At 43.5% G+C, this 26,323-nt stretch carries 34 protein-coding genes and 3 pseudogenes; 33 read left to right on the forward strand and 4 right to left on the reverse strand.

The features are described from left to right. Positions 1–6: 6 nt before the first annotated feature. The 7 genes and pseudogenes from AXI59_RS10430 (at position 7) to AXI59_RS10460 (ending at position 6,727) form a co-directional block, all read left to right on the forward strand. A complete protein-coding gene (locus tag AXI59_RS10430; protein WP_061528159.1) occupies positions 7–1,005 on the forward strand; it encodes a LacI family DNA-binding transcriptional regulator in 999 nt (332 codons plus the stop codon). Between the two features lie 75 nt (positions 1,006–1,080). After that, positions 1,081–2,477: pseudogene (locus tag AXI59_RS10435) on the forward strand (tagaturonate reductase). Positions 2,478–2,723: 246 nt separating this feature from the next. Then, positions 2,724–3,395 carry a response regulator transcription factor gene (locus AXI59_RS10440; protein ID WP_061528138.1) on the forward strand — a complete coding sequence of 224 codons (672 nt, stop codon included), beginning with the start codon at positions 2,724–2,726 and terminating at the stop codon, positions 3,393–3,395. Next, positions 3,392–4,744, forward strand: a complete 1,353-nt coding sequence (locus tag AXI59_RS10445) for a HAMP domain-containing sensor histidine kinase (RefSeq protein WP_061528139.1) — start codon at positions 3,392–3,394, stop codon at positions 4,742–4,744. Before AXI59_RS10440 ends, AXI59_RS10445 begins: the two co-directional genes overlap by 4 nt. Before the next feature lie 126 nt (positions 4,745–4,870). Then, complete coding sequence (locus AXI59_RS10450; protein ID WP_063668157.1) at positions 4,871–5,806, forward strand: ATP-binding cassette domain-containing protein; 936 nt, start codon at positions 4,871–4,873, stop codon at positions 5,804–5,806. Continuing rightward, positions 5,787–6,194 carry an ABC transporter permease gene (locus AXI59_RS20420; protein ID WP_240491509.1) on the forward strand — a complete coding sequence of 136 codons (408 nt, stop codon included), beginning with the start codon at positions 5,787–5,789 and terminating at the stop codon, positions 6,192–6,194. The genes AXI59_RS10450 and AXI59_RS20420 overlap by 20 nt, the downstream gene beginning before the upstream one ends. Before the next feature lie 341 nt (positions 6,195–6,535). Then, positions 6,536–6,727, forward strand: a complete 192-nt coding sequence (locus tag AXI59_RS10460) for a hypothetical protein (RefSeq protein WP_061528140.1) — start codon at positions 6,536–6,538, stop codon at positions 6,725–6,727. On the opposite strand, the pseudogene AXI59_RS10465 reads toward AXI59_RS10460, so the two are convergent. After that, positions 6,709–6,924 (reverse strand): annotated as a pseudogene (locus AXI59_RS10465) (TSUP family transporter); the annotation flags it as partial. The gene AXI59_RS10460 and the pseudogene AXI59_RS10465 overlap by 19 nt on opposite strands. Positions 6,925–7,070: 146 nt before the next feature. Then, complete coding sequence (locus AXI59_RS10470; RefSeq protein WP_061528141.1) at positions 7,071–7,535, reverse strand: DinB family protein; 465 nt, start codon at positions 7,533–7,535, stop codon at positions 7,071–7,073. Positions 7,536–7,752: 217 nt separating this feature from the next. On the opposite strand from AXI59_RS10470, the gene AXI59_RS10475 reads away from it, so the two are divergent. From AXI59_RS10475 to AXI59_RS10485, 4 genes are all read left to right on the forward strand, one after another. Then, on the forward strand, positions 7,753–8,889 hold the full coding sequence (locus AXI59_RS10475; RefSeq protein WP_156476260.1) for a response regulator aspartate phosphatase: 1,137 nt from the start codon (positions 7,753–7,755) through the stop codon (positions 8,887–8,889). Beyond that, complete coding sequence (locus AXI59_RS19760) at positions 8,879–9,013, forward strand: PhrA family phosphatase inhibitor (RefSeq protein WP_156476261.1); 135 nt, start codon at positions 8,879–8,881, stop codon at positions 9,011–9,013. Before AXI59_RS10475 ends, AXI59_RS19760 begins: the two co-directional genes overlap by 11 nt. 151 nt (positions 9,014–9,164) lie before the next feature. After that, positions 9,165–10,115: an N-acetylmuramoyl-L-alanine amidase gene (locus AXI59_RS10480; protein ID WP_061528143.1), complete on the forward strand. Its 951-nt coding sequence runs from the start codon at positions 9,165–9,167 to the stop codon at positions 10,113–10,115. 80 nt (positions 10,116–10,195) lie between these two features. Beyond that, the gene (locus tag AXI59_RS10485; protein ID WP_061523180.1) at positions 10,196–10,804 is read left to right on the forward strand and encodes a poly-gamma-glutamate hydrolase family protein; all 609 of its coding nucleotides are present in this window, start codon (positions 10,196–10,198) and stop codon (positions 10,802–10,804) included. A gap of 38 nt (positions 10,805–10,842) precedes the next feature. Here the strand turns inward: AXI59_RS10485 and AXI59_RS10490 are convergent, their stop codons facing one another. After that, on the reverse strand, positions 10,843–11,439 hold the full coding sequence (locus AXI59_RS10490; RefSeq protein WP_061523179.1) for an ImmA/IrrE family metallo-endopeptidase: 597 nt from the start codon (positions 11,437–11,439) through the stop codon (positions 10,843–10,845). A 148-nt stretch (positions 11,440–11,587) separates the two neighbouring features. Continuing rightward, entirely contained in the window at positions 11,588–11,929 is a 342-nt protein-coding gene (xre, locus tag AXI59_RS10495) for an HTH-type transcriptional regulator Xre (protein WP_061523178.1), read from the reverse strand. Positions 11,930–12,118: 189 nt separating this feature from the next. On the opposite strand from xre, the gene AXI59_RS10500 reads away from it, so the two are divergent. The 22 genes and pseudogenes from AXI59_RS10500 to AXI59_RS10595 form a co-directional block, all read left to right on the forward strand. Continuing rightward, positions 12,119–12,298 (forward strand): hypothetical protein, encoded by a 180-nt coding sequence (locus tag AXI59_RS10500; protein WP_061528144.1) that lies wholly within the window; start codon positions 12,119–12,121, stop codon positions 12,296–12,298. Continuing rightward, on the forward strand, positions 12,288–13,118 hold the full coding sequence (locus tag AXI59_RS10505; RefSeq protein WP_061528145.1) for a helix-turn-helix domain-containing protein: 831 nt from the start codon (positions 12,288–12,290) through the stop codon (positions 13,116–13,118). Before AXI59_RS10500 ends, AXI59_RS10505 begins: the two co-directional genes overlap by 11 nt. After that, positions 13,018–13,818, forward strand: a complete 801-nt coding sequence (locus tag AXI59_RS10510; protein WP_061528146.1) for an ATP-binding protein — start codon at positions 13,018–13,020, stop codon at positions 13,816–13,818. The genes AXI59_RS10505 and AXI59_RS10510 overlap by 101 nt, the downstream gene beginning before the upstream one ends. Continuing rightward, entirely contained in the window at positions 13,818–13,985 is a 168-nt protein-coding gene (locus AXI59_RS20005; RefSeq protein WP_167348371.1) for a hypothetical protein, read from the forward strand. The genes AXI59_RS10510 and AXI59_RS20005 overlap by 1 nt, the downstream gene beginning before the upstream one ends. Positions 13,986–14,082: 97 nt before the next feature. Further along, positions 14,083–14,424 (forward strand): hypothetical protein, encoded by a 342-nt coding sequence (locus AXI59_RS10515; RefSeq protein ID WP_061528147.1) that lies wholly within the window; start codon positions 14,083–14,085, stop codon positions 14,422–14,424. Beyond that, positions 14,411–14,617 carry an XtrA/YqaO family protein gene (locus tag AXI59_RS10520; protein WP_063668158.1) on the forward strand — a complete coding sequence of 69 codons (207 nt, stop codon included), beginning with the start codon at positions 14,411–14,413 and terminating at the stop codon, positions 14,615–14,617. Before AXI59_RS10515 ends, AXI59_RS10520 begins: the two co-directional genes overlap by 14 nt. A gap of 116 nt (positions 14,618–14,733) precedes the next feature. Continuing rightward, a complete protein-coding gene (locus AXI59_RS10525) occupies positions 14,734–15,240 on the forward strand; it encodes a sigma-70 family RNA polymerase sigma factor (protein WP_061528149.1) in 507 nt (168 codons plus the stop codon). Positions 15,241–15,354: 114 nt separating this feature from the next. Then, positions 15,355–16,152, forward strand: coding sequence for a terminase small subunit (locus tag AXI59_RS10530; RefSeq protein ID WP_061523171.1), 798 nt, complete (start codon positions 15,355–15,357; stop codon positions 16,150–16,152). After that, positions 16,149–17,447 (forward strand): PBSX family phage terminase large subunit, encoded by a 1,299-nt coding sequence (locus tag AXI59_RS10535; RefSeq protein WP_061523170.1) that lies wholly within the window; start codon positions 16,149–16,151, stop codon positions 17,445–17,447. Before AXI59_RS10530 ends, AXI59_RS10535 begins: the two co-directional genes overlap by 4 nt. 48 nt (positions 17,448–17,495) lie before the next feature. Then, on the forward strand, positions 17,496–18,920 hold the full coding sequence (locus AXI59_RS10540; RefSeq protein ID WP_156476262.1) for a phage portal protein: 1,425 nt from the start codon (positions 17,496–17,498) through the stop codon (positions 18,918–18,920). Positions 18,921–18,939: 19 nt separating this feature from the next. Further along, positions 18,940–19,785 carry an XkdF-like putative serine protease domain-containing protein gene (locus AXI59_RS10545; protein ID WP_061528151.1) on the forward strand — a complete coding sequence of 282 codons (846 nt, stop codon included), beginning with the start codon at positions 18,940–18,942 and terminating at the stop codon, positions 19,783–19,785. 26 nt (positions 19,786–19,811) lie between these two features. After that, positions 19,812–20,747: a phage major capsid protein gene (locus AXI59_RS10550; RefSeq protein WP_061523167.1), complete on the forward strand. Its 936-nt coding sequence runs from the start codon at positions 19,812–19,814 to the stop codon at positions 20,745–20,747. A 20-nt stretch (positions 20,748–20,767) separates the two neighbouring features. Further along, positions 20,768–21,151, forward strand: a complete 384-nt coding sequence (yqbG, locus tag AXI59_RS10555; RefSeq protein WP_061528152.1) for a protein YqbG — start codon at positions 20,768–20,770, stop codon at positions 21,149–21,151. Further along, positions 21,148–21,504 (forward strand): DUF3599 family protein, encoded by a 357-nt coding sequence (locus AXI59_RS10560; RefSeq protein WP_061528153.1) that lies wholly within the window; start codon positions 21,148–21,150, stop codon positions 21,502–21,504. Before yqbG ends, AXI59_RS10560 begins: the two co-directional genes overlap by 4 nt. Next, a complete protein-coding gene (locus AXI59_RS10565; RefSeq protein WP_061528154.1) occupies positions 21,501–22,004 on the forward strand; it encodes an HK97 gp10 family phage protein in 504 nt (167 codons plus the stop codon). Before AXI59_RS10560 ends, AXI59_RS10565 begins: the two co-directional genes overlap by 4 nt. Then, positions 22,001–22,447, forward strand: a complete 447-nt coding sequence (locus AXI59_RS10570) for a phage tail terminator family protein (RefSeq protein WP_061528155.1) — start codon at positions 22,001–22,003, stop codon at positions 22,445–22,447. Before AXI59_RS10565 ends, AXI59_RS10570 begins: the two co-directional genes overlap by 4 nt. Beyond that, positions 22,444–22,653, forward strand: a complete 210-nt coding sequence (locus tag AXI59_RS10575; protein ID WP_061528156.1) for a YqzN/YkzM domain-containing protein — start codon at positions 22,444–22,446, stop codon at positions 22,651–22,653. The genes AXI59_RS10570 and AXI59_RS10575 overlap by 4 nt, the downstream gene beginning before the upstream one ends. Then, a complete protein-coding gene (locus AXI59_RS10580) occupies positions 22,653–24,050 on the forward strand; it encodes a phage tail sheath family protein (RefSeq protein WP_061528157.1) in 1,398 nt (465 codons plus the stop codon). The genes AXI59_RS10575 and AXI59_RS10580 overlap by 1 nt, the downstream gene beginning before the upstream one ends. A gap of 1 nt (position 24,051) precedes the next feature. After that, entirely contained in the window at positions 24,052–24,495 is a 444-nt protein-coding gene (locus tag AXI59_RS10585) for a phage tail tube protein (RefSeq protein WP_061523160.1), read from the forward strand. 86 nt (positions 24,496–24,581) lie between these two features. After that, complete coding sequence (locus AXI59_RS10590; protein WP_061523159.1) at positions 24,582–25,028, forward strand: phage tail assembly chaperone; 447 nt, start codon at positions 24,582–24,584, stop codon at positions 25,026–25,028. 41 nt (positions 25,029–25,069) lie between these two features. Further along, complete coding sequence (locus AXI59_RS19765; RefSeq protein WP_156476263.1) at positions 25,070–25,210, forward strand: hypothetical protein; 141 nt, start codon at positions 25,070–25,072, stop codon at positions 25,208–25,210. Next, a pseudogene (locus AXI59_RS10595) lies at positions 25,210–26,323 on the forward strand (transglycosylase SLT domain-containing protein); the annotation flags it as partial. The gene AXI59_RS19765 and the pseudogene AXI59_RS10595, both read left to right, overlap by 1 nt.

Genomic DNA, 26,323 nt, shown 5'->3' on the forward strand with positions numbered 1-26,323 from the left:
AAACCGATGGTAACCATAAAAGATATCGCAAAACTAGCCAACGTATCCCACACCACCGTTTCCCGGGCGCTGAACGGCAGCCCTTACATTAAAGAGCATACAAAACAGAAAATACTAAAGCTCGCTGCACAGCTGAATTATACACCCAATGTAAATGCGAAAAGCCTTGCCATGCAAAAATCTCATACGATCGGACTGTTTTTTACAAGCATTACAAACGGAACTTCACACAGCTTCTTTTCCGACACCATAAAAGGGGTAAACCGCGCCATCAGCGAGGAATATAATTTATTCGTCCGCGGCATCGATGATCTGAAAAGCTATGACACTATCAGCCGAATGAGATATGACGGCATCATTTTAATGAGCCAAAGCGATACTGATAATTCATTTATTTATCATATCCGCGAAAAAAACATTCCGCTCGTAGTACTGAACAGAGATATTGACGACAGGAGCATCACCAATATCTTATCAAACGATAAAGAAGGCTCTATGCAGGCCGTTGACTGCCTGATCGAAAATGGCCACAGAGACATCGCCATTATTGAAGGAAAGGAAGGATTTAAATCGTCCCAGCAGCGAAAAGAAGGCTACTTGTCATCGCTGATCCGTCATCATGTTCCGATCAAGCAGGAATACAGTGTAAAAGGGCATTATGATATGAAAAGCGGCTATCAGGCGATGGAAAAGCTAATGTCTCTTCAATTCCCTCCTACCGCTGTCTTTTGTTCAAATGATGACATGGCCATCGGGGCGATGAATGCGGTTTTTGCCAAAGGGATGCAGGTTCCCGGAGACATATCGGTCATCGGGTTTGATGACATTGGCATTTCTCAATACATGACACCAAGGCTTTCAACAGTAAAGCGGCCTGTTGAAAAAATCAGCAAACTCGGCGCCGAGAAGATTTTAGCGCTTATCGCTGATCCGTGCACGGCAGCGGAAAAAATCTATGAAAATACCGAGGTTATGATAAGGGATTCTGTTAAAAAACTTGAGTAATGACCCGTTTGGAGATACCCGGTTTTCCATGCTGAAAATTGTTAACGTGTGCATAATGAGAAGGAGGCGAACAGCTTGCAGCGGTTAAATAAGACACTGTGTAAGGGATACATTCAATATCCGGAAAAGGTTCTTCAATTCGGGGAAGGCAACTTTTTGCGGGCGTTTTTCGATTGGCAGGTTGACCAATTGAATCAATTGACGGATTTTAACGGCAGCGTTGTCGCCGTTCAGCCGAGAGGGTCTGGAAAAATTAACATATTAAACGAGCAGGACGGATTGTTTACGCTTTTTTTGCAGGGGATGAAGGACGGAAAACCTGTTAATGAACATACGATTGTCCGATCCATCAGCCGGGGCATTGATCTTTTTTCTGATTATGCATCATTTAAACGGCTGGCAAAAACGGAGGAGCTGCGTTTTATTATCTCCAATACGACAGAAGCCGGCATTAAGTTTGCTCAGAGGGAACGTTTGGAGGATATGCCGCAAAAAACATTCCCTGGGAAATTAACGGCTTTTCTTTATTTTCGTTACAAGGCTTTTGCAGGCGATGCTGAAAAGGGCTGTATTATGCTGCCGTGTGAGCTGATTGAAGAAAATGGCCGGAGACTGAAGGAAACCGTTCTTCAATATGCTGAGCTGTGGAAGCTGGAGAAAGGTTTTATTCATTGGATTCATTATGCGAACATCTTTTGCAATACCTTAGTGGATCGGATTGTTCCGGGTTTTCCTGTGGACGACGGGGAGGAGCTCACCGAATCTCTCGGATATGAAGACCGTTTGCTTGTAGTGGGTGAACAATATTACTTATTATTAGGGAGATTTTCAGATTACTTGATTGCACAGGGAGGAAGCACTGTCTTAACTGAGGTGCCGGAGATGTTCGGCGCTGAAACGATTCTCATGCAGCGGGCGGCCAACGAAGAAGTGTTTCATAAAACGGTCCGATTGATCAATGATTTCAATCAATATTTTATAAAGCACGAGCAGCCGATTTATGAAAACCCGTCACCCGGAAACAAGGAAGGCGGCATTTCAACGCTTGAAGACAAGTCGCTTGGCTGCACACAAAAGCCGGAATTTCACCAGTTTCTGATGTACTGGCATACGGCGAAACACTGAAAACAAAGGGACTGACACTGCTTAGTGCGCCCGGCAATGATTTAATCGCTTCCTCAGCACTCGCCGCAGCGGGCTGCCACATCGTACTGTTTGCAACCGGAAGAGGCACACCTTTCGGCACATTTGTTCCGACTGTAAAGGTGTCAACGAATACAAACCTTTATCAATCAAAACCTCATTGGATTGACTATAATGCAGGCCAATTAACAGAAGAACAAACAGCAGAGGATGATATTGTAAGAGATTTTATTCAATACATCATACAAGTCGCAAGCGGTGAGTTTGTCAATAACGAAAAAAACGATTTTCGAGAGCTCGCGATTTTTAAGTCAGGTGTGACGTTATAAGGGAAAAGGCGATCCGTGTAAGGGTCGCCTTTTCGTATTGTCCTATCAATTTGCGTCTTGAAATGAATTGTGGAATGGAGTGCACAAAAACTGAATGGTAGCACTAAACAAGCAGAAGAAATTTTTTAGTGATATCTAATTAAGTTATAATTATGTAATGGTGCCTTAAATAAGGAGATTTTTATAATACATATAATTATTATGGAAGATTGATTTTTTGATCATGTAATTTCAGAGGAGGGCCTAATGAATAATATTTTATATATTGAAGATGACCAAGAAATTGGACAATTTGTAAAGGATGACTTAGAAGAACGGGGTTATATGATTAAGTGGCTCACTTCTTCCTATAATTATGAAAAATATATAGAAAAGGCTGACCTGATTGTACTTGATATTATGATGCCTGGTTTAGACGGATTTACAATCGGTCAAAGGATGAAAAAAACGCATCCGCAGATCCCTATTTTGCTTTTAACAGCCAGAACAGGTTTAGAAGATAAACTGAAAGGATTAGGGTTTGCGGATGATTATGTGACAAAGCCATTTCATCCCGATGAACTGGTCGCACGAATTGAAGTATTGTTAAGAAGGTTTGATAAGACTGCTATTCATGAGTTGAAGCTAAAACACTTAAGTATTTACTTGAAAGAAAAAAGGATTTTAAATAATCAAAGCAATGAGGAAATATTTTTAACTGACAAGCAGTTAAGGATTTTTTTGCTTTTGCTTAGACATCCCAATCAAATATTAACAAAGGAACAAATTTACGAAAATATTTGGGAACAGCCTTATATCGAAGGGGATAAGACGTTAATGGTACATATCCGGCATTTACGGCAAAAAATCGAGATAAACCCAAATGAGCCAGAGATTCTTGAAACAATCAGAGGGATAGGATATAGGATTAAACAATGAAATTATCGACAAAGTACCTTATTAATATCATTGCCTCAATTTTATTTTTTCCGATAGCCTTTTTAGGCGTTAATTTTCTATATTATGTCACATTAACATACATTATTGATCATCAGGGTCAAGTACATTATGAACCAAATAAATTGGAAAGTGATTGGAAGTCCGATATAGAAAATTTTTCAGGAAAGTCTAATCGAGAAATTACAGCTGCATTTCCACACATGAAGCAATATAAACACTCTGATATCATTTGGATAAATGATAAGGGAAAGGTGATTTTTTCAACCTCAGATCGGTTCGCCAAAAAAGGTGAGATTATTCACGTAAGCGAATTGATCAAATTAATGGAACAAAACCAAAAGAAATATTTATTGCTGAGTGCTTATTTAAATGGGAGTGAAGACAGCGGGTATGCATTTTTAGATACTCCCCGCTCAATTATAGGCTCTCAATGGGAAGTTATGAGGGCCAAGTATTCCTATATATGGTTTATCGCCTTGATTTTTGTCTGTTCACTCTTTGTGATTAATTCATGGATGTTTTTTGCAAAAATACAAAAAAGGTTAATTTCTCTGGGAAATCATATGAAAAAACAAGATAATGATGGAATACCAGAATTTGTAACAGTTAAACAGTACGATGAACTGGGACAAGTGGAATATTCATTCAATCAAATGGTTGAGGAATTGAAGAACAGCAGACAAAAAGAGCGGGAAGAAGGTGAAATCCGAAAAAACTTGATTGCTGATTTATCCCATGATTTAAGGACACCTCTTACGGTTATAAGAGGTCATACATTTTCGTTAAAGAATGAAATAAGCAGTGAAAATGGAAAGCATTCACTAGACATCATAAATGATAAAATTACTTTTATGGGCGAACTGATTGACAATTTGTCATCTTTTTCTCTTCTTGCTGCAGGTAAATTGCCGCTTCATAAAAAGAGGTGTGACATATTAAAGATTATACGTTCTTCGTTAACAGCTTGGTATCCAATTTTTGAGAAAGAGCACTTTACAATAGATATTAATCTAAAGGAAAACATCGTATGGGAAATAGACGAGACTTGGTTAGAAAGAATTCTTGATAACATTTTTCAAAATGTTTTGCGCCATGCTAATTCTGGAAAATACGTTTCAGTGCAGACAAAATGTATAGAAAATAAACTCGCTATAATAATTGAGGATAAGGGCCCTGGAATGGATTATAGATCTGAAAGAAAAGGTGCCGGAATTGGATTGTCTATCATAAATATGATGCTCAAACAAATGAGACTGGAACATAAAATAAAAAGCAATCAAAACGGAACGGTTTTTATTATTTACCAAAACAGCAGTGAAGAAACGTGAAACCATAGCGGTTTCACGTATTTTTATGTTGAGAAATTTAAACTTAAATTAACCTTGATTATATCTTCTTTTTAACCTCGTAAGTTTATATTATAAACAGAACAAGACGGAAAGGGATGATGATAAGTGGAGAAGGATGGTCCAGCTTTAATATCTAAAGGTATTAATGTTTCTATAAAAAAGAAAGAAATTTTACATGATATAAATTTGACACTGGAGAAAAGGAAAATTTACGGTTTGTTAGGTCCGAATGGTGCAGGGAAAACGACATTGCTTAAAGTTCTGTTAGGGATCTTTCCTCCAACTTCAGGTGAAGTGATTTTTGAGGGAAATAACTTATATTGTAATCCGAATAACGATGTGATTCAGTCTATCGGAAGCATTATTGAATTTCCCGGTTTTTATGAAAATTTGACTCTTTTTGAGAATATTAAACTGCATCTTAACTATTTAAAAAGATCAGCTTCGGAAGAAGAAATAAATGAGGTTTTAGGAGCGGTTGGACTTTATGAACATAAAGATAAGCTGTTTTCACAAACTTCATTAGGAATGAAACAGAGGCTGGGAATCGCCAGAGCAATTGCGCACGCTCCCGCATTGCTTTTGCTGGATGAACCGACGAACGGTTTAGATCCTTATGGTATTAAAGAAGTGAGGGAAATGCTGATACAAGAAGTAATGAAAAATGGGACCACAGTCGTTATCTCAAGTCATCTCTTAAGTGAGATTAATCTCATGGCTGATGAATTGCTTATTATGAATAAGGGACAAATTATTTTTGAGTCAGCCTTTATGAAAAATACACAACATCTTTATTTATACAAAATACCAGCGGAAGCAGGAATTGATTGGGCGGATATTGAGGAATTTGCTGATCATATTATTTCAAGAAATACACAGCAATTTGAATTTATTTCGGTAGTGCATCCGTCGGAAATGAAAGAGAATTTAAATCCTTATGGAGTTAACATGGAATCTATTGACGGATTTAAGTTATCTTTGGAAGATCTTTATTTAAAACTGCTGGCCAAGGAGGAAGGTCATGAGTCTGTTAGTGCGTAACGAATTTATGAAACTGAAAAGACTAAAATCAATTTATGTTATTTTCTTTCTAAGCTTTTTGCCATTCCTCATAAATGGAATCGGTCTTCTGACTATGAATGAAAATACAGATTGGAATAAATTTTATATGTTTGTTTTTAATCAGTATTCCATCCTTTTTCCAACTGTTATTTTTATTTTTTCAGGTTTTTATTTTTATTTAGAGTTTAAAAACAAGACAATGTTGAACTGGATGTCATATCCGTATCATAAATTCAAATTGATTTTATCAAAGCTAGCTGCAGCTTTTCTATTTTTGTTTTTGATTTCGTCTATTAATCATGTTATTCACTTAACAACCTTGTTTTTCTTTTTTGGGGAAGACGTAACGGCTAACGACTTGTTTTAGTTAGTAGCAACATCTTTTACTTCCACCACTCTAAGTCTGCTTACAATTCCGATTGCGGCTTTAATTGCATTCTTAAGTAAAAATGTAGTGGTTGTAATGATAACAGGTGTAGCCTCATTTCTAGTAATGACAATACTGTTAGCAAGTGATATCTCAATCGTCTTTCCTTTTTCTTTTATTTATCGTTTCAGTATTCAAATTTTTGAAAGTGATATGGGATATTCCAATTCAATTTTTTCAGTTTGGGGATTACTGATACTGGGACTGTATGTTTCGGTTTCCTTATCAGGCCTATACGTTTATTCGAAAAAAAACAGAATGTAAATGGAGGATGATTTTACATGGAGCAAATTATTTTTGTGATTTCAATGCTGGCTTTAGGAGTTACGCTGGTTACATTTTTCGGAATGATTTTGAATGACGGATTAAGAGGAGTATTAAACTTCTCAAGAAAACCCGTAAAATTTATGACTGGATCATTTCTGGTATACATCGTTGCGTTTGCTGTTTATATTTTAATAAGTGTGAAATGAACGGTCTGTTGTTTCCAATGGGAAACAACGCCAAACAGTTTGGTGATCGAGTTATATAAAAGATCAGTGCCGACCGCGATAGACGGGTTGATTCCTAAAATAATCAATAAGGGAGTTAAAAGCGCCGCTCCCCCGACACCCGTTAACCCGACCAGCGTTCCGACAATGAAACCCATGAATAAAATACTTACACTCATCTGAATGCCTCCTGAATAATCCGACTATTTTTATCAGATTATATATGATTAGAAGGCTATAATCAATTAAATTTTTAGAATATTTAAATGAATAGAAAAAATCCGCCGGCCCAGCAATGATATCGCTGGTTCGGCGGATGAGCAGGCTATGATTTTTGCTGATAAAACGGAAGGTCAGTATGGCCCATTTCTCTTACATATACAAACAAATTCCCTTTATGATGAATCTCATGCTCCATGGCAAGCTGAAGGAGAGCGGCTCCGGTTACATATCTGCCGAAACTGGCGGTCAGGTCAATTTCGCGGTTCAGCTGCTCATCAGTCAGCTCTGACAAAATGTTTGTCGTTTTTTCTGTGTACGTTTTCGCCAGTTTTATGAGATCTGTTTCTTCTTCCTTGGGCATGTTTTGGAGTGCTGATCCATTTCCTTCTTTAATGATTGTTGCGAACATGAGGAATGAAGAAAAAATGTGTTTCACAAGTTCTTCAGCAGACATTGATGTTTCCGCAGATTTGTAATCGTAATGCTCCCGGCTGATTTTTTCCGCCAGTTCAATCGTCACATTTCGATGTGATAAAAAGTGGCTGACCAGTTGATTTTGTGCTGTCATGTGTTTACCCCCATTTAAAAAGATAAAAGCTGTACTGACATGCTATATCAGTTGGGAGGGAAGAGACAAGCAATAAGCCCCGGTGCAGCAGGAAAAACAGCGGCTGAATCTTTGCGGTTAGCCGAAATTCGACAATTGCGGTCTTTTTGCGTTCTTCTTTTTCTTGCAAATATGATAAAATATGACATATCTCGGTCATTCCAAAAGGGGGGATTAATTGAGGATGAAGCAGACTATTCCGTCCTCTTTTGTCGGGCTCAAAATTAATGAATGGTATACCCATATCCGACAGTTTCACGTGTTTGAAGCGGAACGCGTCAAACGTGAAGTAGAGAGAGAAATTGAGGATATGGAAGAAGATCAGGATTTATTGCTGTATTATTCATTAATGGAATTCAGACACCGTGTCATGCTTGATTACATCAAGCCTTTAAAAGAGGACCCTTCTCAGCCTGAGTTTTCAGAATTATTGGAAGACATTGAAGGCAATCAGTACAAGCTTACAGGTTTGCTTGATTACTATTTTAATTTCTTTCGAGGAATGTATGAATTCAAACAAAAAATGTTCTTAAACGCCATGATGTATTACAAACGGGCTGAAAAAAACCTTGCCCTCGTTTCTGACGACATCGAAAAAGCTGAGTTTGCTTTTAAAATGGCCGAGATTTTCTACAACCTGAAACAAACCTACGTCTCCATGAGTTATGCTGTTCAAGCGCTTGAAACGTACCAATCGTATGAAACGTACAACGTCCGCAGAATCCAATGTGAATTCGTTATTGCAGGGAATTATGATGACATGCAGTATCCAGAAAGAGCATTGCCCCACTTAGAACTGGCTTTAGATCTTGCAAAAAAAGAAGGCAATCCCCGTCTTATCAGTTCAGCCTTATATAATCTCGGAAACTGTTACGAAAAAATGGGAGACCTCTCTAAAGCAGCCGAATATTTTGAGACATCCGTTTCCATTTGCAAGTCAGAAAAGTTCGATAATCTTCCGCATTCTATTTACTCATTAACACAGGTTCTTTATAAACAAAACACAACTGCTGAAGCAGAGGAGCAATACCGTCTGGGACTGGACATTGCCCGCGAGTACAATGATGAATTGTTTGTAGAGCTGTTTCAATTTTTACATGCGTTATACGGAAAGAAAATGGATAACGCATCCGTCAAGCACACGTTTGATTTTCTGGAAGAACACATGCTGTATCCGTATGTAGAAGAACTGGCGCATGATGCTGCTAAATTTTACATGGAACATGGACAGCCTGAAAAAGCGCTCACGTTTTACGAGAAAATGGTGCACGCCCAAAAACAAATCCAGAGAGGAGATTGTCTCTATGAAATCTAAACTGTTGTCAGGATTGCTGCTTGTTGCTGTCGGGTTCAGCTTTACACAGGTGTTCAGCCATGAAAGCCATTCAGCGGATCAAACGGACGGCACATTTCACATTGCCGCACGCAACCAAACATAAATACATGAAGACCCTTCCTCTGAAGGGTCTTATTTAGTTTCCGCTCCTCTTCTCATTGCAGCATTTTTATCCAAATACAGGGTCTTTCTGCTCGGACATCCGTCCTACGAATGCCACCTAGTAGTGAAAAAGGCATAAGGAGAGATGAAGAGTGAGTATTGAAGTAAAAAAACGGCTCGTATCTGCGGATAAATACGCATTAAAGTGCCCCAATACGATGACGCCGGAGTATATTACCATTCATAATACGGCGAATGACGCATCAGCTGCTAATGAAATCAGCTATATGATCGGCAACAGCGAATCAACAAGCTATCATTTTGCTGTCGATGACAAAGAAGTGATTCAAGGGGTGCCTCTGGACCGAAATGCCTGGCACTCGGGAGACGGCACTAACGGTACGGGAAACAGGAAGTCAATTGCGGTAGAAATCTGCTACAGCAAGTCTGGCGGCGCACGGTACAGAGCTGCAGAGGACCTGGCGATCACATTTATCGCACAGCTGCTGAGGGAGCGCGGCTGGGGGATTGACCGGATCAGAAAACATCAGGACTGGAACGGAAAATATTGCCCGCACCGTATTTTGTCCGAGGGCCGCTGGGATGAAGTGAAGGCTGCGATTGAAAAAAAATTAAATGGGAGTGCTGATGTTAAAACTGTCTCATCTGCACATAAGGACTCCGTTTATTACGTCAAAAAAGGCGATACGCTTTCTGGAATTGCCCAAAGCACCGGTGTGAGCTTGAAGACGCTGCAAAGCATAAACCACATTCAAAATCCTAATCTGATTAAGATCGGCCAAGCGATCAAGCTTCATTCTGCGGTCTCATCTCCCAGCCAAGCGAGTCACTGGAAGCTCCCGTCCGGCATTCTTAAGGTGACAAGCCCTATGATGAAAGGCAGTGCTGTTCTCCAAGTGCAGCAGGCGCTCTCTTCGCTTTATTTTTATCCTGACAAAGGCGCCAAAAATCATGGAGCTGACGGTGTATACGGACCGAAAACGGCAAATGCCGTCAAACGGTTCCAATCAGTGAACGGCTTACCAGCTGACGGAATATACGGACCGAAGACAAAAGCAAAATTGGAAGCAAAGCTCTCTTAACCTAAAGGCGAAGAAAACCATTTTCATTTTGTCCGGTGTAGCGTAAACTGGTGCTGATACGTAAAGGAGAGCACCTGAATATGAACGATATGTATAATCATTTTCATGCATTAAAAGCGGCGGAATCGGAATACCGCATCGTGTGTCGGGAAAAACAAGAGGCTGACCGTATTGTTTTCAGTCCTCACGGGGGTGGAATCGAACCCGGCGTAAGCGAGCTCGTGCATGCTTTTTCCGACCGCTGCTCTATCTATTTATTTGAGGGCATGAAAAAACGAAATAATCATTTTCTGCATCTGACAAGCACCCGGTTTGATGAGCCGGTTGCGCTTAGAATGGTTAAGCGGCATGACGCTGCCCTTGCGTTTCACGGCTACCGTGATAGGACAAAAATGCACACGATTGCAGGCGGATCAGATATTGCCGGCGCGAAAGCCATTGTGGAAAGTCTCCGTGAGGCGGGATTCAGCGCCGAACTTGCGGCTGAAAACGGGAGATTCAAGGGGGCGCACCCGGCTAATATCGTAAATCAAAGCAAAAAAGCATTGGGCATACAACTTGAATTGAGCACCGCCCAGCGGCGGGCATTTTTCGATCATTTTACATTCGGCGGGCGGAGGTTTTCAAAAAATGATTGTTTTTTTCGTTATGTGGAAGCGGTAAAACGTGTGTTTTACTGTGAAGATTGATTGAGAGTGCTGTCACCGGGCTGGATGCCCGGCGTTTTTTATTCAGAGCTGCTGAAGCTGTAGGCTTCTTTGCGTTCGGCGGCAGCCATGCGGCGCTCCGCCGGCTGATACCCGCCCGTTTTTCGTTTTCCTGACAGATGATACGCCAGCTGCTTCTGAAATTGAATACCTGCTTTACGCCGTTCAAAAAGCTCCAGCCTTTTTTCCGCAAATGATTTTGTCACACGGAAGGCGGCTGCGATTAAAGTGACGGCATGGCTTCTCCATTGGGGAAGCTCCATATTTAACAGCATAAAGGTCGGCACACAGAAGTGGTACATAAATTGATTGGCTTGAAATTCCTGCAGCTCTCTGAACAGCTTGTTCATGTGAAAATGGTTTCCGGTATGCTTCAGCACATGGCACAGCTCATGCGCGAAATCCTCCCACTGCTCTTCAGGCGACTTTCTTTGATTAAGTATGATGCTGTACATGCCGTCTCGCTTCAGCATCATGCTGGGGATATCTTCAAAATGAATCCAAATATCAAGCTCCCTCGCAATGGCCTGCATATCAATATGAAGAGGGGCGGTCATTCCCATGCGGCAATATAAGTTTTTTACGTATTCCTCCAGATGTGTTAAAAAATCGCCCAATTGAATACACCCTTTCGAACATATGTTCCTTTTTGAGTGAGAAAGAAAAGCCCTCATCGGACTTTGAATCATTTCCCTTTTCTTTTAAAACTAAACATGCAGCCTTTTTATCGGCTTATTTTTCGTTTTATTTAACGAAAAGAGCGAATTATTTATTTTTCGGCTTGCGGTTTTTTTCTTTTTCTTTTAGATAATTAATGAATTCAATCGCCTGCTGTTTGCTTTCCGGGGAAAAATCCTGCATGTCCCGATACGCGATCTGCAAGTCGGGATCTGAAAACATATCTTCATCTGAAGGCTTTTCTTTTCCGGTTAACAAGTAATCTGTCGTCACTTTGAAATAATCCGCAAGCTTTTGCAGCGTTTCATAATCGGGTTCTGAGCGGCCGTTTTCATAATGAGAGTATCTGGCCCGTGAGACACCGATATGATTAGCGATTTCTTCCTGTGTTTTTTTTCCTCTGAGACTCTTCAATCTTCCGCCTATCATCCGAATGACCTCTCTTTTTTCAACACCCTAAGTTACTTCTGATTATAGATACAAAATGTATCGAAATAAAGAGATGATAAAAAAAGTATCAAAAATGTCTTGATGATACGAAATGTATCGTATATAATCGAACTCAAAGAGATACGAAATGTATCATAAGTGATAAGAATATTATCAGGGGGGTATGATATGCAGCCGATTATCATTCGCTTCAGCCGCAATCAGGCTGACCAGCAGTTTTTAGGACAAGCAGGCGGTTCCATTTCGTTTACCGCTTGCGGACTTCCGGTATTCCGTTTTGATAACCGAATGCAATATGAGTTGTATGTAAACTTAAAGAAAAATGGTGATACACAGCATGGATCGTAACAGCTATCCGTTTCTTACATATTCGGGATTATTGAATTCAGAACATTATGACAAAATGGGTTCCTCTGTTTGGCTGTTTTTATGGTTCATCAGCTCAACGACAAAGGAACAGGTGCACGATGGAGTCAAGTGGGGGATCGTTCTAGGGCAAAAACCCGTAAAAGCAAGGGAGATGGCTGAGGTATTCGGCGTCAGTGAAAAAACCGTCAGAAGATGGCTTGATCTTTTAGAAAAGCATGAATATATCAAAGTCGTCCGGGCGCCTTACGGATTGATGATTTCTGTTAAGCATTCGAAAAAATTCACGCAAAGAGCGGACACATATATCCGCCCCGAAGGCTCTGATCGGACATTTCCGGTAAATCCAGAGGACAAAAACGTCCGGTCAGATATAGATATAACAAAAGACAATACTGCTGAAGATGAAATAAACAAGATTGCGGGCCACTTTATCAGATTAAGGTCTGCCCAGGAGGGGCGCCGCGTGTACGCATCGTCAAGAGATTATCAAGCCATCGCCCGCATTGTTTCCCGCGGTGTTTCAGCACACGAAGCAATCAAATGGCTTGGCGAATGCTTTACAGCCTTTGAACATCGGCGCACCTCTTCCACTGAAACGATTAAGGCCTTCAGCTATTGTGCCAAGTTTATGGAAGACCGCTTGAATGCACGAATTGCGAAAAAGACAATCACAACGAGAAGAGAGAGGAATAAGATACATGACAAAACGAACAATCGAGCAGATTCTGACCGACCTGAAAAATGGGAAACGTCCATTACTGGCGGACAGACCGGGCGTATCAGACGAAAGCCGCTATGACTGTCCGCTCTGTAAAGATCAGGGCGGGTATCTTAGAATGCAAAACGAAACGGATGTATGGGTGAAGTGCGGCTGCGCCGCTGACCGGAAAGTGAAGCGTTTGCTTGGAGCAAGTGAAATTACCGACGCTTTCAGGAAGCTGAATTTCACGGGATTCCGAACGTCAGGAAAGCCGCAGGCCGTTATCGACGCTTATGACTGTGCACTTGAATTTATTGAGCATTTTGACAGGATCAAAAACAGCCGGAAAAACAGCATCGCCCTTTTGGGGCGGCCGGGCTCGGGAAAAACACATCTTCTTACCGCCCTCAGTAATGCTGTCATGAGACAAAAGCAAACCCCGGTTGTGTATTTTCCGTTTGTGGAGGGGGTTACGGATTTGAAAAATGATTTTGATCTGCTGGACGCAAAGCTTTCCCGCATGAAGCACGTTGATGTGCTCTTTATTGATGACTTGTTTAAACCGCTGAACGGAAAACCGCGGGCGACTGACTGGCAGATTGAACAGATGTATGCCGTCATTAATTACCGCTACTTAAATCATAAGCCGATTCTTCTTTCCAGTGAGCTGGCCTGTGATGAGCTTGTGCAAATTGATGAGGCGCTCGGTACAAGGATTTATGAAATGTGCAGCGACTATTTAGTCATTATCAAAGGAAACCCGTATGAGCTGAACCACAGGTTAGAGGGGGCGAGATAATGTGTGAGCTGTGCCGAACGAAAAAAGTCATCGTCAAAGCGGCTGCTTTCGGGGCTGTCTTTCACCCGTGCCCAAACTGCAAAGCAGGCGCTGATTTAACGCCGGTCATCAAACGGCTGGAGAAAATAATTCAAGCCGGTAAAGCGAGGCTGGATGTACATGTATAAATATATAAAATGGCTTTTTTGCCTGCTGTTCCGGGCAAAGCGGATCGAAAAACAAATTGAATCGTGGCATGAAGCCGACGGAAAGTGAGGACAGTCATTGCAATTGAAAAACAGTCCCGCCCCATGGCGGGCGGTAAACAGCGGAGAAGAAAAACCAATTTACATTTATTCTGCTTACAATGAAGCGGACAGGGAGAGATTCCCTTATTCAAACGGCAGGCTCATCGCAGCCGTTTTCAACTTAAGCTCATACTCACAGCAAATAAACGCTGCATTGATGGCCAAAGCCCCGGAGCTTTATGAAGCGGCCGAAACGGCCCTTCGCATGTTAAAGGGAGAGCTTTCCGAGGAGAAGGAAGAGTTCATTCATGAGCTCGAACACATCATAAATGAAGTAAAAATAACAAAACAGACGGGGGGCTTTTATCATGAATCCTAAAAAACTGGCAAACATCGAAACAACGACATTGCAAAGCCAATTGGAGGAAGGCAAGGTGCGCGTCATTATTGTAGACGGGCTGAAGGGGGAAGCATGGCTCGCCGAAGCGCCGGAGCACGGCAAAACGCTTGTCGAAACGAGAAAGGGAGATCTGGCCCGGGTTGAATACGAAATCGGCTTTAAGTTGAATTAGATTTTTAAAAAACAGAATACGTCCAAGACGGAAAGCCTGCGGACACTGATCAATTGCGCATATTTGTGCATTGATTGGTGTCCTTTTTTTGTTCTCAAAAAGAGGAGGATCATATAATGGAAGACTTATTATTTGAATATAAACGTACGCTGAAGCAAACGAAAAAATGGTACAAGCAGCTGGAGACTGATGAAGCAGCACTTTCGGCGGAAGAGCTGAAGGATAAAAAAATAATCAGAACGATCATTACTGATTTAGAGTATGTCACGGAATGGCTTGAGAAAGGACGGCAGCCCGGCATAAGAAGAGCAATTGACCGCAGAGATGCCTATCAAAGAATGCTGATTAAAGATCCGAGAATTATAGAAACCTATTCACAAGCGATGATGGTTGAACCGAGCGGGAATATTACTGAAGAAGACAGGATAAGAATCCGGGAAGCATTAGCCCTTTTAACTAATAGAGAAAAAGAAATGCTTCTCCTTCACAAAGCAGAGTGCTTTTCCTATGAACGGATTGCGGCGCTTTTGAATGTGAAGAAATCAACCGTACAGACGACGATCAAACGGGCGCTGTTAAAAATACAAAAGCAGCAGGAAGAAAAAAAGCAGTCACCTGCTTAACATCTTGTCATACGTTTGCCACCTAGAAGTGAATAGACGAAAACATGAAAGCGGCCGAAAGAAGCCGCTTTTTATTATAGACAATCATGTCGGAGGTGGCGGTGATGCCGTAACATGAAAAACACACAGCGAGAACAAGCATTTGCAATATATAAGGCGCATAAAGGCAGCATAACAAACCGTGCCGTTGCCGAAAAGGCCGGCGTATCCGCAAGGACGATAGGCAGGTGGAAAAAAGAAGGGCGCTGGGAAGAAGCATTACATAAAAAACAGAGAACCCCCGGAAAAAACGTCTGCCATGATAATGATGATTTAAACGAACGCCAGCGGCTGTTTTGCCTATATTATGTGAAAAGCTTTAACGCCACTCAATCCGCGATTAAAGCCGGGTATTCTCCGGAAAGCGCGCATGTGACGGGAAGCAGGCTGCTAAAAAACGAAAAGGTCGCCGGAGAAATCAGGCGCATGAAAAAGGAAATGGTCAATAAAGTGTTTATCGAAGCGATGGACGTCCTTCAAGTGTATGTGAAAATCGCTTTCGCCGACATCACGGATTATGTAACCTTCGGAAAAAAAGAAGTTCAGGCCTTCGGAAAATCAGGGCCGCTGTTTGATGAAGATGACAATCCGATTATGCAGGAAATCAGCTACGTCGACGTAAAAGATTCGGGTCTTGTGGACGGCACGATTGTGACAGAAGCAAAACTCGGCAAGGAAGGCATCGCCATTAAGCTTGCCGACAAAATGAAGGCGCTCGAAAAGCTGTCCTTGTATTTTGACCTATTCCCGGATCAATTTAAACAAAAGATCGAAAATGAAAAATTAAAGCTGGCACAGCAGAAGCTGGAAAAAACAGAGGACAGCCAAAAGCCGATTGATATTATCATCACCCGGAAAGAGGAACGGGCATGATTGAAAAAGCAGTCAACCCGCGCTTTGAGGATTATTTGTTCAATTGGAATGAAACGTACCAATTTCTCGTCGGCGGCTACGGCTCATCAAAAAGCTATCATACTGCGCTGAAAATCATCTTGAAGCTGCTTCGGGAGAAACGGACGGCGCTTGTCGTGCGCGAGGTGTTTGATACGCATCGGGATTCCACCTTTGCGCTGTTTGAGGACATTATCGAGGAGCTTGGGCTGGCATTTGCCGTAAAGGCAGTATCCTCACCGATGCAGCTGAGATTTGCAAACGGAAGCCGGATCATGTTCAAGGGCATGGACAACCCGGCCAAATTAAAATCCATCCATCACATTTCTTTAATTTGGATTGAAGAATGCTCTGAAGTGAAGTATGAGGGCTTTAAGGAGCTGATCGGCCGTCTGCGCCATCCTGAGCTTTCGCTTCATATGATATGCACCACAAATCCGGTCGGCACCTCCAATTGGACGTATCGGCATTTTTTCCGTGATGAGCAAAACAAACGGTTCGTATTGGATGACCGGGAGCTGTATGAAAAAGGCACCGTCATCAAGGGGGATACGTATTACCACCATTCCACCGCCTGCGACAATATGTTTTTGCCAGAAAGCTACATCGCTCAGCTGGACAGCTTAAAGCAATATGATCCTGACCTGTACAGAATTGCCCGTAAAGGACAATTCGGCGTAAACGGCATCCGTGTGTTCCCGCAGTTTCAAGTTATGAAGCATGAGGTTTTACAACAGCGGATCGAAGCCATCAGGCAGCCGATGTTTCGGACAGGCATGGATTTTGGTTTTGAAGAGTCATACAATGCCGTCATTCGGCTTGCCGTCGATCCGGACAACAAGGAGCTTTATATTTTCTGGGAATATTATAAAAACAAAATGACCGATGACAAAACAGCTGAAGAGCTTCGCGGATTGGCAGACAAAAAAGAGCTGATCAAAGCAGATTCAGCCGAGCCGAAAAGCATTCAATATTTCCGCCAGCAAGGCTTTCACATGGTCGCGGCGAAAAAGTTTCCCGGTTCCCGGCTGCAATACACAAAAAAGCTGAAACGGTTCAGGAACATTTATTGCTCAGACCGCTGTCAGCATACGATTTATGAACTGCAAACCTTAACCTATGCAAAGAACAAAAACGGCGCTCTGTCGGAAGATGAATTTTCAATAGATCCCCACACGCTTTCAGCGATTTGGTACGCATTGGATGATTACGACGTAGCGGATCTGAAAGATTCATCACAGAAACGGGCCCGCCCGAATCGAGAAAGGAGGAGGTAAACGGTGCCGAATAATCAAAGCGTAAGAGCCACCGTTTTTAAATCAAATATGGCCGCACCGCAGGCAAAGCAGCTGTATGATGATCAATTTTCCGACCTTTACGGCGAAGACATTATTTCTCCGCCTTATAACATTATAGAGCTGAAAACGATTGCGGAATACTCTACAATCCTTCAGCAATGTATTGATGCATACCGGGTCAACATTACAGGCTTCGGATTTGATGTTGAGTACACCTTTGATGTGAACAGCTCAGATGTGGCCCCGGCTAAAAAGAAGCAGGCTGAAAAAAACTGGATGATGCTTGAAAGCTTTTACAAATGTCTTCACTTCGACGAATCAGCCGAGACGATCCTTGGATATGCGATAGAAGACCGGGAAAAAACGGGAAACGGCTTTATGGAAGTGCTTCGGGACGGATCGGGAAAACCGGCGGGGATCGAATATTTAGATGTGAAAAACATGAGGGTTTGCGGTGTTACCGATCCTGTTGAAGTCACGTTTTCCTACGAAGAAAACGGCACATCGAAAACGATCAAAAGGCAAAAGCGCTTCCGCAAATATGTTCAGATGCAAAACGGCCGGAAAGTTTTCTTCAAAGAATACGGCGACCCGCGCATTATGGACATGCGGACCGGTGAATATGTGAACACCCTTTCCCAGCAATATCAGGCAAATGAAGCCATTCACTTGAAAATCGGCAGCGGCGCATACGGCATTCCGCGCTGGGTCGGCAATATCGTCAACCTATATGGGGCACGAAAAGCAGAAGAGCTTAACTTCATGTACTTTAAGCAGGGCCGCCACGTGCCGGCCGCAATTACAGTCGAAAACGGCATGCTGTCTGAAACATCGTATAAAGAGCTGCAAGACTATATGAATGACCTGGAAGGGGTGGAAAACGCCCATAAATTTCTGTTAATCGAGGCAGAAGGCATCGCCAAGGAGAAAGATCTTCACGGCGGAGAAGACATCACGCCCGTTTCCGTGGAAATCAAATCGCTTGCAGAAATTTTACAGGATGACGCGCTGTTTCTTGAATATGACGACAAGAGCAGAAATAAACTCCGCTCCGCCTTCCGCCTTCCGCCGCTTTATACGGGCGAGGCGCAGGAATACAACAAAGCGACGGCGGATACCGCCCGGAAAATAACGGAAGAGCAGGTGTTTCAGCCGGAGAGAAAAACGCTTGTCAACAAGCTGAACACTTTATTTTTGCCTGAATTAGGACTGCATGATGTGCAGCTGACATTAAAGGGCCCTGATTTTCGCGATCCGCTTGAAATTGCGAAGGTGCTCACGCCATTCATTACGGCCGGTGCCGTCTCGCCTAATGATTTACGTGATCTGGCAGGCAGAGTGCTCGGCAAAACGCTTGAAGAATGGCCGGAAGAGATTTACAGCCGTCCCCCATTACAAGGGGCGCAAGATCAGAATGCAAAGAAAACGAACGGAGATCTGAACCAGTCCTGAAAGGGGGTGAAAAAATCACGTGCCGAGGGAATTAAGAAATGCCGTCATCAGCTTTGTGAGCTACGTAGATAAGGCGGCGAACCAGACAGAATTTTTTTTCACAAAAGCAGCCGGCCTCCCGTCGTTTGAAAAAAAGGTGCAGCTGTTTACGAAAAGCGAGCCGGATGATCAAAAGCTCGTCTACGGCATCGTGTATGAGCCGGATGTCCCGGATGCCCACGGCGACTATATGACAGCTGAAGAAATTGAAAAGGCCGCTCACGGATTTCTGGCCGATGCCCGAAATATTGACACGAATCATAACTTTGAAGGCGGCACCGGCGAGGTGGTGGAATCATATGTCGCGCCGGATGATTTTCAAATCGGCGGAGCGCAGATCCGAAAAGGGTCGTGGGTGCTTGTCACAAAAGCATCTGATGAAGTGTGGGAACAAATTAAAGCCGGTGTCATTACAGGCTACAGCATGGCGGGAACCGCTGACGTATATGAAGAGCCGGAGGACAAACAAGCCGGCTTATTCGGCGTGGTCAAGCAATTGCTGGACCGCGACCGTAAATCCAGATACCGCAAGGGAGAGGACATGAAAAAGATGAAAAAAGAAGACTTGAGAGAATCCATTGAACACGCGCTGTATCCGCTGTTGAAGCGCCTTGACAATATGGATCAAAACACGGACGCGCAAGACGCGTCATCTGCGCCGCCTGACGATGAAAAGCTGAAAAAGCTTGTCGAGGACATGCTTGCCCCGATTATTAAACGACTTGAAGCGCTCGAAAAAGTACGCGGGGCTTCAAAGCAGACGGAAGATGACATGAGCGGCAGCCAAGAGCCGGTCAAAAAATCCATTTGGAGCGGACTGCTCTAAACCCAGTCAGAAGGAGGAACTCTAGAGTGAGAAATCAAGATATCATCAGAAAAGCGGAAATGTCACTTTCCGCTTTAAAAAGCGGCGGATTAATGAATCCCGCACAAGCGTCGGCATTTATCCGCATGGTGCAGAACACGCCGACCATTTTCAGTGAATCGCGTGTCATCCAAATGGAAAACGACTCGCAGAAATTTGAAAAAATCGGTTTCGGCCAGCGTATCCTGCGGGCAGCTGAAGAAGGAAAGGCTTTATCAAATGATGAGCTGACCGTCCCGTCAACAAGCACGGTTCAGCTGAATACGAAGGAAGTCATTGCAGAAATTAACATTACGTATGACACGCTGGAAAACAACATTGAAAAAGACGGCTTGCAGCAGACGATCATGCAGATTTTAGCGGAACGGGCAGCTGTGGATATTGAAGAGCTTGTCGTAAACGGCGATACATCTTCATCTGATCCGTATCTTGCCCAGCTTGACGGGATCCGCAAGCAGGCCGTTTCTCACGTCATTGACGTTAAGGGAGAGGAGCTGTCCAGAGCCACCTTCAAAAAAGGCTTAAAAGCGGTGCCTGCAAAATATTTGCGACTTCCTCAGGAATTCAGATTTTATACATCCCAAGGCATGGAGATTGAATGGAAAGACCGGGTGGCTGACCGTCAAACCAACTTAGGGGATCTCGCGGTGCAAGGCGGGTTGTCTTCGGCATTCGGCGTCCCTGTCAAAGGGGTTTCCAACCTTCAGCCGTATACAGTCGGAGAGGGAAATGCTCAGTATGACGCGTCTGACATTATTTTAACCCATCCGAAAAATATCATTCTCGGCTTCTCCCGAAATATCAGAATTGAAGTAGATAAGGATATTCGCAGCCGTAAATTTATCATTGTCTTGACTGCTAAACTTGACAGCAAGTTTGAAGAAGAAGATGCAAGCGCAAAAATCATCAACGTCAAAGAATAACAGATGGAGGTGGGGCAGCTATGTTAATTCAGCCGTCTGACGTTTCCTCGTACTCAGTTTATGATCAAGTCAAAAACAGGCCTGAGCAATTGCTTGTGCAGGATATACTGGAGGCGGAGGCAGAAGCGGCAAGACTGACGGGTCATCCGTTTACTGATCCCATGTACACACCGCTCCCTGAAAAAGCGAAACTCGCGATAGTAAAGCTCGCCCAGTATTTTGCGCTTTTGAATCAGAATGAAGCAGCCGCTTCCGCCTATCAGTCTGAAAAAATAGGTGACTACACTTATACAGTAGCAGCAGAAGGCGGAATCCAAAAACCTGCGGTGTACCATCTGCTCAGTGATTATATTACGCCCGGCTATTCTCCGGTTTCTTCAAGCGTAAAGGTGAGAACGTTATGAGCTACGAACGGCTGCTCACTGACAGGTGTGATATTTATCATGAGACGGCGTCAGTTCCGGAGAGCGGACGCTTCGGAATTCCGGCCCAAAAGCTTCAGCCTGTTTTCACATATCCTGATACACCTGATGAACAAAGCGTGCCGTGCTGCTTCACTGAAAAACAGCAGCAGCTCATCCAGCTTGAGCCTGATCACAAGGTGTATCAGCGGTTCCTCGTTCACTTTCCGATAGATACCGTGTTGCGTGTGAACGACAAAATCATCTGGGAAGACCACGTTTATATTCTGGAAATGCCGAAAAAAGTGAGACATCACCATTGGGAGGCCATAGCTGTGAGGGATGGCAGGTTATGAAAATAAAGGGCCTTGAACAGTGGAATCAATCATTAGCAAAAGCCGCCTCCGGAGACTTTTCCCGCCAGGCGGCCAAATGGCTGGAACAGTCCGGGATGCAGTTTCTCGATTTGGTTCGAGATGAACTCATTCATTCGCGGGGCATTGATACGGAGAGGCTGTTATCCTCCTTTCGAAAAGGAGCGCAGGATCATGTGTGGATCACAGAAAAGGGCGGGCTGTCCCTTGAAATCGGCACCAATTTGGATTACGCCTCTTTCTTAAATGACGGACATTGGACCGTCTCGGATGAAAATGTAAGATGGGTGTCCGGGTATTTTCAAGGGTCCCGGTTCATTTATGATCCGTCAGCTTCAACGGGAATGGCGCTGAAGAAACAATGGATCAGCGGCAGTCAATTTTGGGATGACGCTCTTCTTCTGTATGAAAAGCTCTTTGAAAACTCGCTGAATAGGCGTTTGGATAAGTGGCTCACAACATTGGGGGGGAAAATCGGATGAACAGTGAAACCGGGTCAATTGCGGCATTTTTATATAAACAGTGTGACGTTCCGGTTTATGAAAGCGAACTGCCTGAACAATTTCAGGTGCCTTCCCTATATATCCCGCCGCCTTCCGTTTTTGACGAGAATGATACGGTCTCCACCTTCAAGAAAACATACAGCCTCAATATAAAGCTGTTCCATCTTGACTCGGTGCAGGCGCTTTATACTGCGGACCGGATAGCTGACGCTGTCAGAGAATCAAGACAGCAGATCCCGCTATTAACGGAAGCAGGCGAACATACCGGTGATTTCATCCGCATCACACGGATGGAAACGAGGATCGGGAACAAGGGCGAGGCAGTGATCATGATCCGGTGGACGAGCCGTTACTATTATCAGAAACACTCAAATCCCGCTTTGCGGGACATTGACATAAACAGCGGGGTGAAACAAAAGTGAACGAAAATAAAAAGCAAAAAGCCGTGAAAAAAGAAGGCTCTGTCCTTTTTGACACGGCGGATTTAACGAAGCACGCGAAGGAGCTTTTCGGCGTTAAACCTGAAATTCTTCAGGGGGCTTTATTCGGCGTGGATCAAAAACAAATGACAAAAGCGCAAGCCCAAACTTACATTCAAACATTTCTAACCAAGGAGGTTATGCAATAATGAACGGCGGAACATTTACGCAGGGAAAAGAAAAAGAACGTGCAGGTATCTATTTCAACTTTAAAACAACGGCACAAGAACGGGTGGCACTCGGTGAACGGGGGATTGTCGCTCTTCCCGTCGCATCAAATTGGGGTGAAGCAAAAACTTTCGTTTCCATTTCGAGCATTGAGGATTTGAACAAAAAAGTGGGGCTCAGCATTGAAGATCCGTCATTGCTGCTTTTACGCGAGGCAAAGAAAAAAGCCCGGACCGTTCTGATGTACCGCCTGACAGAGGGAATCAGAGCGAGCGCTGATATCTCGCCAGGTGTAAAAGCAACTGCTTTATACGGCGGATCAAAAGGAAATGACATCATGATCCGAATCAGTGAAAATGTCCTTGACCAAACTGCTTTCGATGTGACGACTTATATGGATGGAGCGGAAGTCGACAAACAAACCGTGAAAAAAGCCGAGCAATTAACGGCAAACGGTTATGTCACTTTCACCGGAACAGGCGAACTGTCTTCATCCATCCCGCTGACTGGGTCTGAGGAAGAGTCCGGTGAAACGCTGCATCCGGCGGCCGGCATCCGTTTGGCAGGCGGAACAGATAAGGCGCCGGTCAACTCGGATTATACAGATTTCTTAGCGGCTGCCGAAACGGAAAACTTTGATGTCATCGCTCTTCCGGTTGCTGATAATGATCAGCTGAAAGCGACTTTCGCCGCATTTATTAAACGCCTCCGTGACGCACAGGGACAAAAAGTGCAAGGGGTGACCGCCCATTACAACGGAGATTATGAAGGCATCATCAATGTAACGGAAGGCGTGCTGCTTGAAGACGGAACCGAGGTGAAAGCTGAAGAGGCGACTGCCTGGGTGGCGGGCGCAAGCGCAGGTGCAACTTTTAATCAATCATTAACATTTGTTGAATACGAAGGCGCCGTCGATGTGCTTCACCGCCTGGATCATGATGAAGTTGTCGAACGTCTCGCCAAGGGAGAATTCCTTTTCTCATATGATGCCCGTGATAAGTCGGTAAGCGTTGAAAAGGACATCAACTCATTAGTCACATTTACCGCTGAGAAAAACAAAAAATTCGCGAAAAACAAAATCGTCCGTGTGCTTGATGCGGTGAACAACGATTTGACCCGTGAGCTGAAAGCATTAATTAAATCGAAAAAAGGCAGCGGTAGCGATATTCCGGCTACGAATGACGGCCTTCAATTCGTCAAAACGATGATTATTCAGTACATGACAACGCTTCAGGATGCAGGAGGCATTACTGATTTTGACTCAGATAACGATATCAAAATCGGCCTGAACGAAGACCGCGACGGCTTTTTAATTGATCTCGCCGTACAGCCTGTGGACGCAGCGGAAAAATTCTACTTTAACGTGGAGGTAAACTAAGATGGCATTAAAAGCGCAAAACACCATTTCAGGAAAAGAAGGCCGTTTATTTCTCGATGGGGAAGAAATGGCACACATCAAAACATTTGAAGCAAACGTGGAAAAAAACAAATCAGAAGTTAACATCATGGGCCGCCGCATGACGGGCCACAAAACGACAGGCGCCAACGGAACGGGCACGGCGACATTTTATAAAGTCACATCAAAATTCGCCGTTCTCATGATGGATTACGTCAAAAAAGGCAGCGATCCGTATTTTACACTGCAGGCCGTTCTTGACGACCAATCATCAGGACGCGGCACAGAACGTGTCACACTATACGACGTCAACTTTGATTCAGCCAAAATCGCCGGATTGGATGTCGACTCAGAGGCGCTCGAAGAAGAAGTGCCGTTTACATTTGAAGATTTTGATGTGCCGGAGAAGCTTTCTGAAACGTTTTAAGTCCGGACTTGAAGTATGAAGCAGGCCTTCTGAGAGGAAGGTCTGCTTTTAGACAAGAAAAACATAGATAAAAGGGAGTTTTGATGATGAGCGAAAAAAACGAACAAGTATATGATCTGTCCTTCTTTATGCCGGGAAAAACAGTGGAGGCTGAGGAAATAAAGGTTCCTCTTTCAAAGCGGTTTGTTGATAAAAAAGGAAATATGGTGCCTTTCATTTTTAAAGCGATCACGACTGAACGCATTGATGAATTGGAAAAGGAAAGCACGACGTATAAAAACGTGAAAGGCCGCGGCCGCGTAAAAGACTTAGACAGTCAGCGTTTCTATGCGCGAATTGCAGTAGAATCTACAATTTATCCTGATTTCCGCTCTAAAGAGCTTCGCGAGGCATACAAAACGGCAGACCCGGTAGAGGTGGCAAAACGTGTTCTTTCAGTCGGCGGCGAATATGCCAACTGGTTAAACAAAGCAATCGAGATCAACGGTTTTGAAGACGAATTGGAAGATTTGGAGCAAGAAGCAAAAAACTAATAAAGGATGGGAACAAGGAAGCCGTGTATCTTTATTACGCGATGCACGAGCTTCATTATTCTCCATCAGAACTGCAAGAGTTATATGAAGCGCCGAGACATTTCAAGGCGCTGTTATACGGATTAATCGGTTATAAGCTGGACATTCTTGAAAAACAAGCGAAGAAAGGGGGAGCAACATAATGGCAAAGCTGACGGCCCGGTTTGAATTGGAAGATCGAGTGACTAAGAAAATAAGGAAAATTCAAAGCGGCTTTAGAGCGCTTGAGAAATATAGAAAAATGTCGAAACGCAAAAGCGAAATTGATATACGGAAAGAGAGTAAATTTGTCTTAAGTACGATTGATCGCATTCAACGATCTATGAAAAGAAAGCTGGGCGCACAAACCATCTCTATTAAAGCTGAAGACGGAGCCAGTGCCGTCATTCAAAAGGTGCAAGTTCAATTAGCGGGTCTGCCTGCGTCTTTAACCATTAAAATAGGAGCTAAGGATAACGTGACAGGGGCATTTGAGAGATTGCGGGATTTGGCCGCTGGGTTTAAAGGATTTACCGTTACACTAAGTGCGGCAGATCAAGTGACACCCGCCATTCAGCGTATACAACGTTATATGCAGTCAGCGTTAAAGAGCGGTTATTCTGTCACCATATGCGTAATTGATCACGTCATGAAAACAGTCGGCCGCATTTCAGCGGGCATCGATATGCTGACGGGAAAAAACAACAGCATTCAGCTATCCTTAAATGAAAAGGTGACAGCGCAGCTCGCCGCATTGCAAAAGAAAATGCCGGAAATCGGGAAGACGCCGACTGCCGCTTCTGACGATTCTCCGAAGAACAGCTTTTCAATGTTGGATACAATAGCAGAATCCTTTATGAAAAAAGTCGATGAAATTGCAAGCAAATTTTATCCCGAAACCATCTTGGCAGAACTGGACAAGTTTGCAGCATCCTTTATGAAAAAAGCAGACGAAATCGCGACAAAATTCAGCCCGGAAACAATTTTAGCGGAGCTGGATAAATTCACGACTTCATTCATGGGTAAAGTCAACGACATAGCAAGCAAATTCAGCCCGGAAACAATCTTAGCGGAGCTGGATAAATTCACGAGCTCTTTTATGGGCAAAGTCAACGACATAGCAAGCAAATTCAGCCCGGAAACAATTTTAGCGGAGCTGGACAAATTCACGACTTCATTCATGGGCAAAGTCAACGATATAGCAAGCAAATTCAGCCCGGAAACAATTTTAGCGGAGCTGGACAAATTCACGAGCTCGTTCATGGGTAAAGTCAACG

The organism is Bacillus nakamurai (genome assembly GCF_001584325.1).
Taxonomy (GTDB): Bacteria; Bacillota; Bacilli; order Bacillales; family Bacillaceae; genus Bacillus; species Bacillus nakamurai.

Bases quoted from the DNA above. Each gene is read 5' to 3' on its own strand.
- AXI59_RS10485 (WP_061523180.1), top strand. From the start codon at position 10,196: ATGAACGATATGTATAATCATTTTCATGCATTAAAAGCGGCGGAATCG.
- AXI59_RS19765 (WP_156476263.1), top strand. From the start codon at position 25,070: ATGCACGAGCTTCATTATTCTCCATCAGAACTGCAAGAGTTATATGAA.
- yqbG (WP_061528152.1), top strand. From the start codon at position 20,768: ATGTTAATTCAGCCGTCTGACGTTTCCTCGTACTCAGTTTATGATCAA.
- AXI59_RS10460 (WP_061528140.1), top strand. From the start codon at position 6,536: ATGGAGCAAATTATTTTTGTGATTTCAATGCTGGCTTTAGGAGTTACG.
- AXI59_RS10500 (WP_061528144.1), top strand. From the start codon at position 12,119: ATGCAGCCGATTATCATTCGCTTCAGCCGCAATCAGGCTGACCAGCAG.
- AXI59_RS20005 (WP_167348371.1), top strand. From the start codon at position 13,818: ATGTGTGAGCTGTGCCGAACGAAAAAAGTCATCGTCAAAGCGGCTGCT.
- AXI59_RS10540 (WP_156476262.1), top strand. From the start codon at position 17,496: ATGGCCGCACCGCAGGCAAAGCAGCTGTATGATGATCAATTTTCCGAC.
- AXI59_RS10565 (WP_061528154.1), top strand. From the start codon at position 21,501: ATGAAAATAAAGGGCCTTGAACAGTGGAATCAATCATTAGCAAAAGCC.
- AXI59_RS10505 (WP_061528145.1), top strand. From the start codon at position 12,288: ATGGATCGTAACAGCTATCCGTTTCTTACATATTCGGGATTATTGAAT.
- AXI59_RS19760 (WP_156476261.1), top strand. From the start codon at position 8,879: ATGAAATCTAAACTGTTGTCAGGATTGCTGCTTGTTGCTGTCGGGTTC.
- AXI59_RS10570 (WP_061528155.1), top strand. From the start codon at position 22,001: ATGAACAGTGAAACCGGGTCAATTGCGGCATTTTTATATAAACAGTGT.
- AXI59_RS20420 (WP_240491509.1), top strand. From the start codon at position 5,787: ATGAGTCTGTTAGTGCGTAACGAATTTATGAAACTGAAAAGACTAAAA.
- AXI59_RS10445 (WP_061528139.1), top strand. From the start codon at position 3,392: ATGAAATTATCGACAAAGTACCTTATTAATATCATTGCCTCAATTTTA.
- AXI59_RS10580 (WP_061528157.1), top strand. From the start codon at position 22,653: ATGAACGGCGGAACATTTACGCAGGGAAAAGAAAAAGAACGTGCAGGT.
- AXI59_RS10470 (WP_061528141.1), bottom strand. From the start codon at position 7,535: ATGACAGCACAAAATCAACTGGTCAGCCACTTTTTATCACATCGAAAT.
- AXI59_RS10530 (WP_061523171.1), top strand. From the start codon at position 15,355: ATGAAAAACACACAGCGAGAACAAGCATTTGCAATATATAAGGCGCAT.
- AXI59_RS10535 (WP_061523170.1), top strand. From the start codon at position 16,149: ATGATTGAAAAAGCAGTCAACCCGCGCTTTGAGGATTATTTGTTCAAT.
- xre (WP_061523178.1), bottom strand. From the start codon at position 11,929: ATGATAGGCGGAAGATTGAAGAGTCTCAGAGGAAAAAAAACACAGGAA.
- AXI59_RS10560 (WP_061528153.1), top strand. From the start codon at position 21,148: ATGAGCTACGAACGGCTGCTCACTGACAGGTGTGATATTTATCATGAG.
- AXI59_RS10525 (WP_061528149.1), top strand. From the start codon at position 14,734: ATGGAAGACTTATTATTTGAATATAAACGTACGCTGAAGCAAACGAAA.
- AXI59_RS10590 (WP_061523159.1), top strand. From the start codon at position 24,582: ATGAGCGAAAAAAACGAACAAGTATATGATCTGTCCTTCTTTATGCCG.
- AXI59_RS10585 (WP_061523160.1), top strand. From the start codon at position 24,052: ATGGCATTAAAAGCGCAAAACACCATTTCAGGAAAAGAAGGCCGTTTA.
- AXI59_RS10440 (WP_061528138.1), top strand. From the start codon at position 2,724: ATGAATAATATTTTATATATTGAAGATGACCAAGAAATTGGACAATTT.
- AXI59_RS10430 (WP_061528159.1), top strand. From the start codon at position 7: ATGGTAACCATAAAAGATATCGCAAAACTAGCCAACGTATCCCACACC.
- AXI59_RS10510 (WP_061528146.1), top strand. From the start codon at position 13,018: ATGACAAAACGAACAATCGAGCAGATTCTGACCGACCTGAAAAATGGG.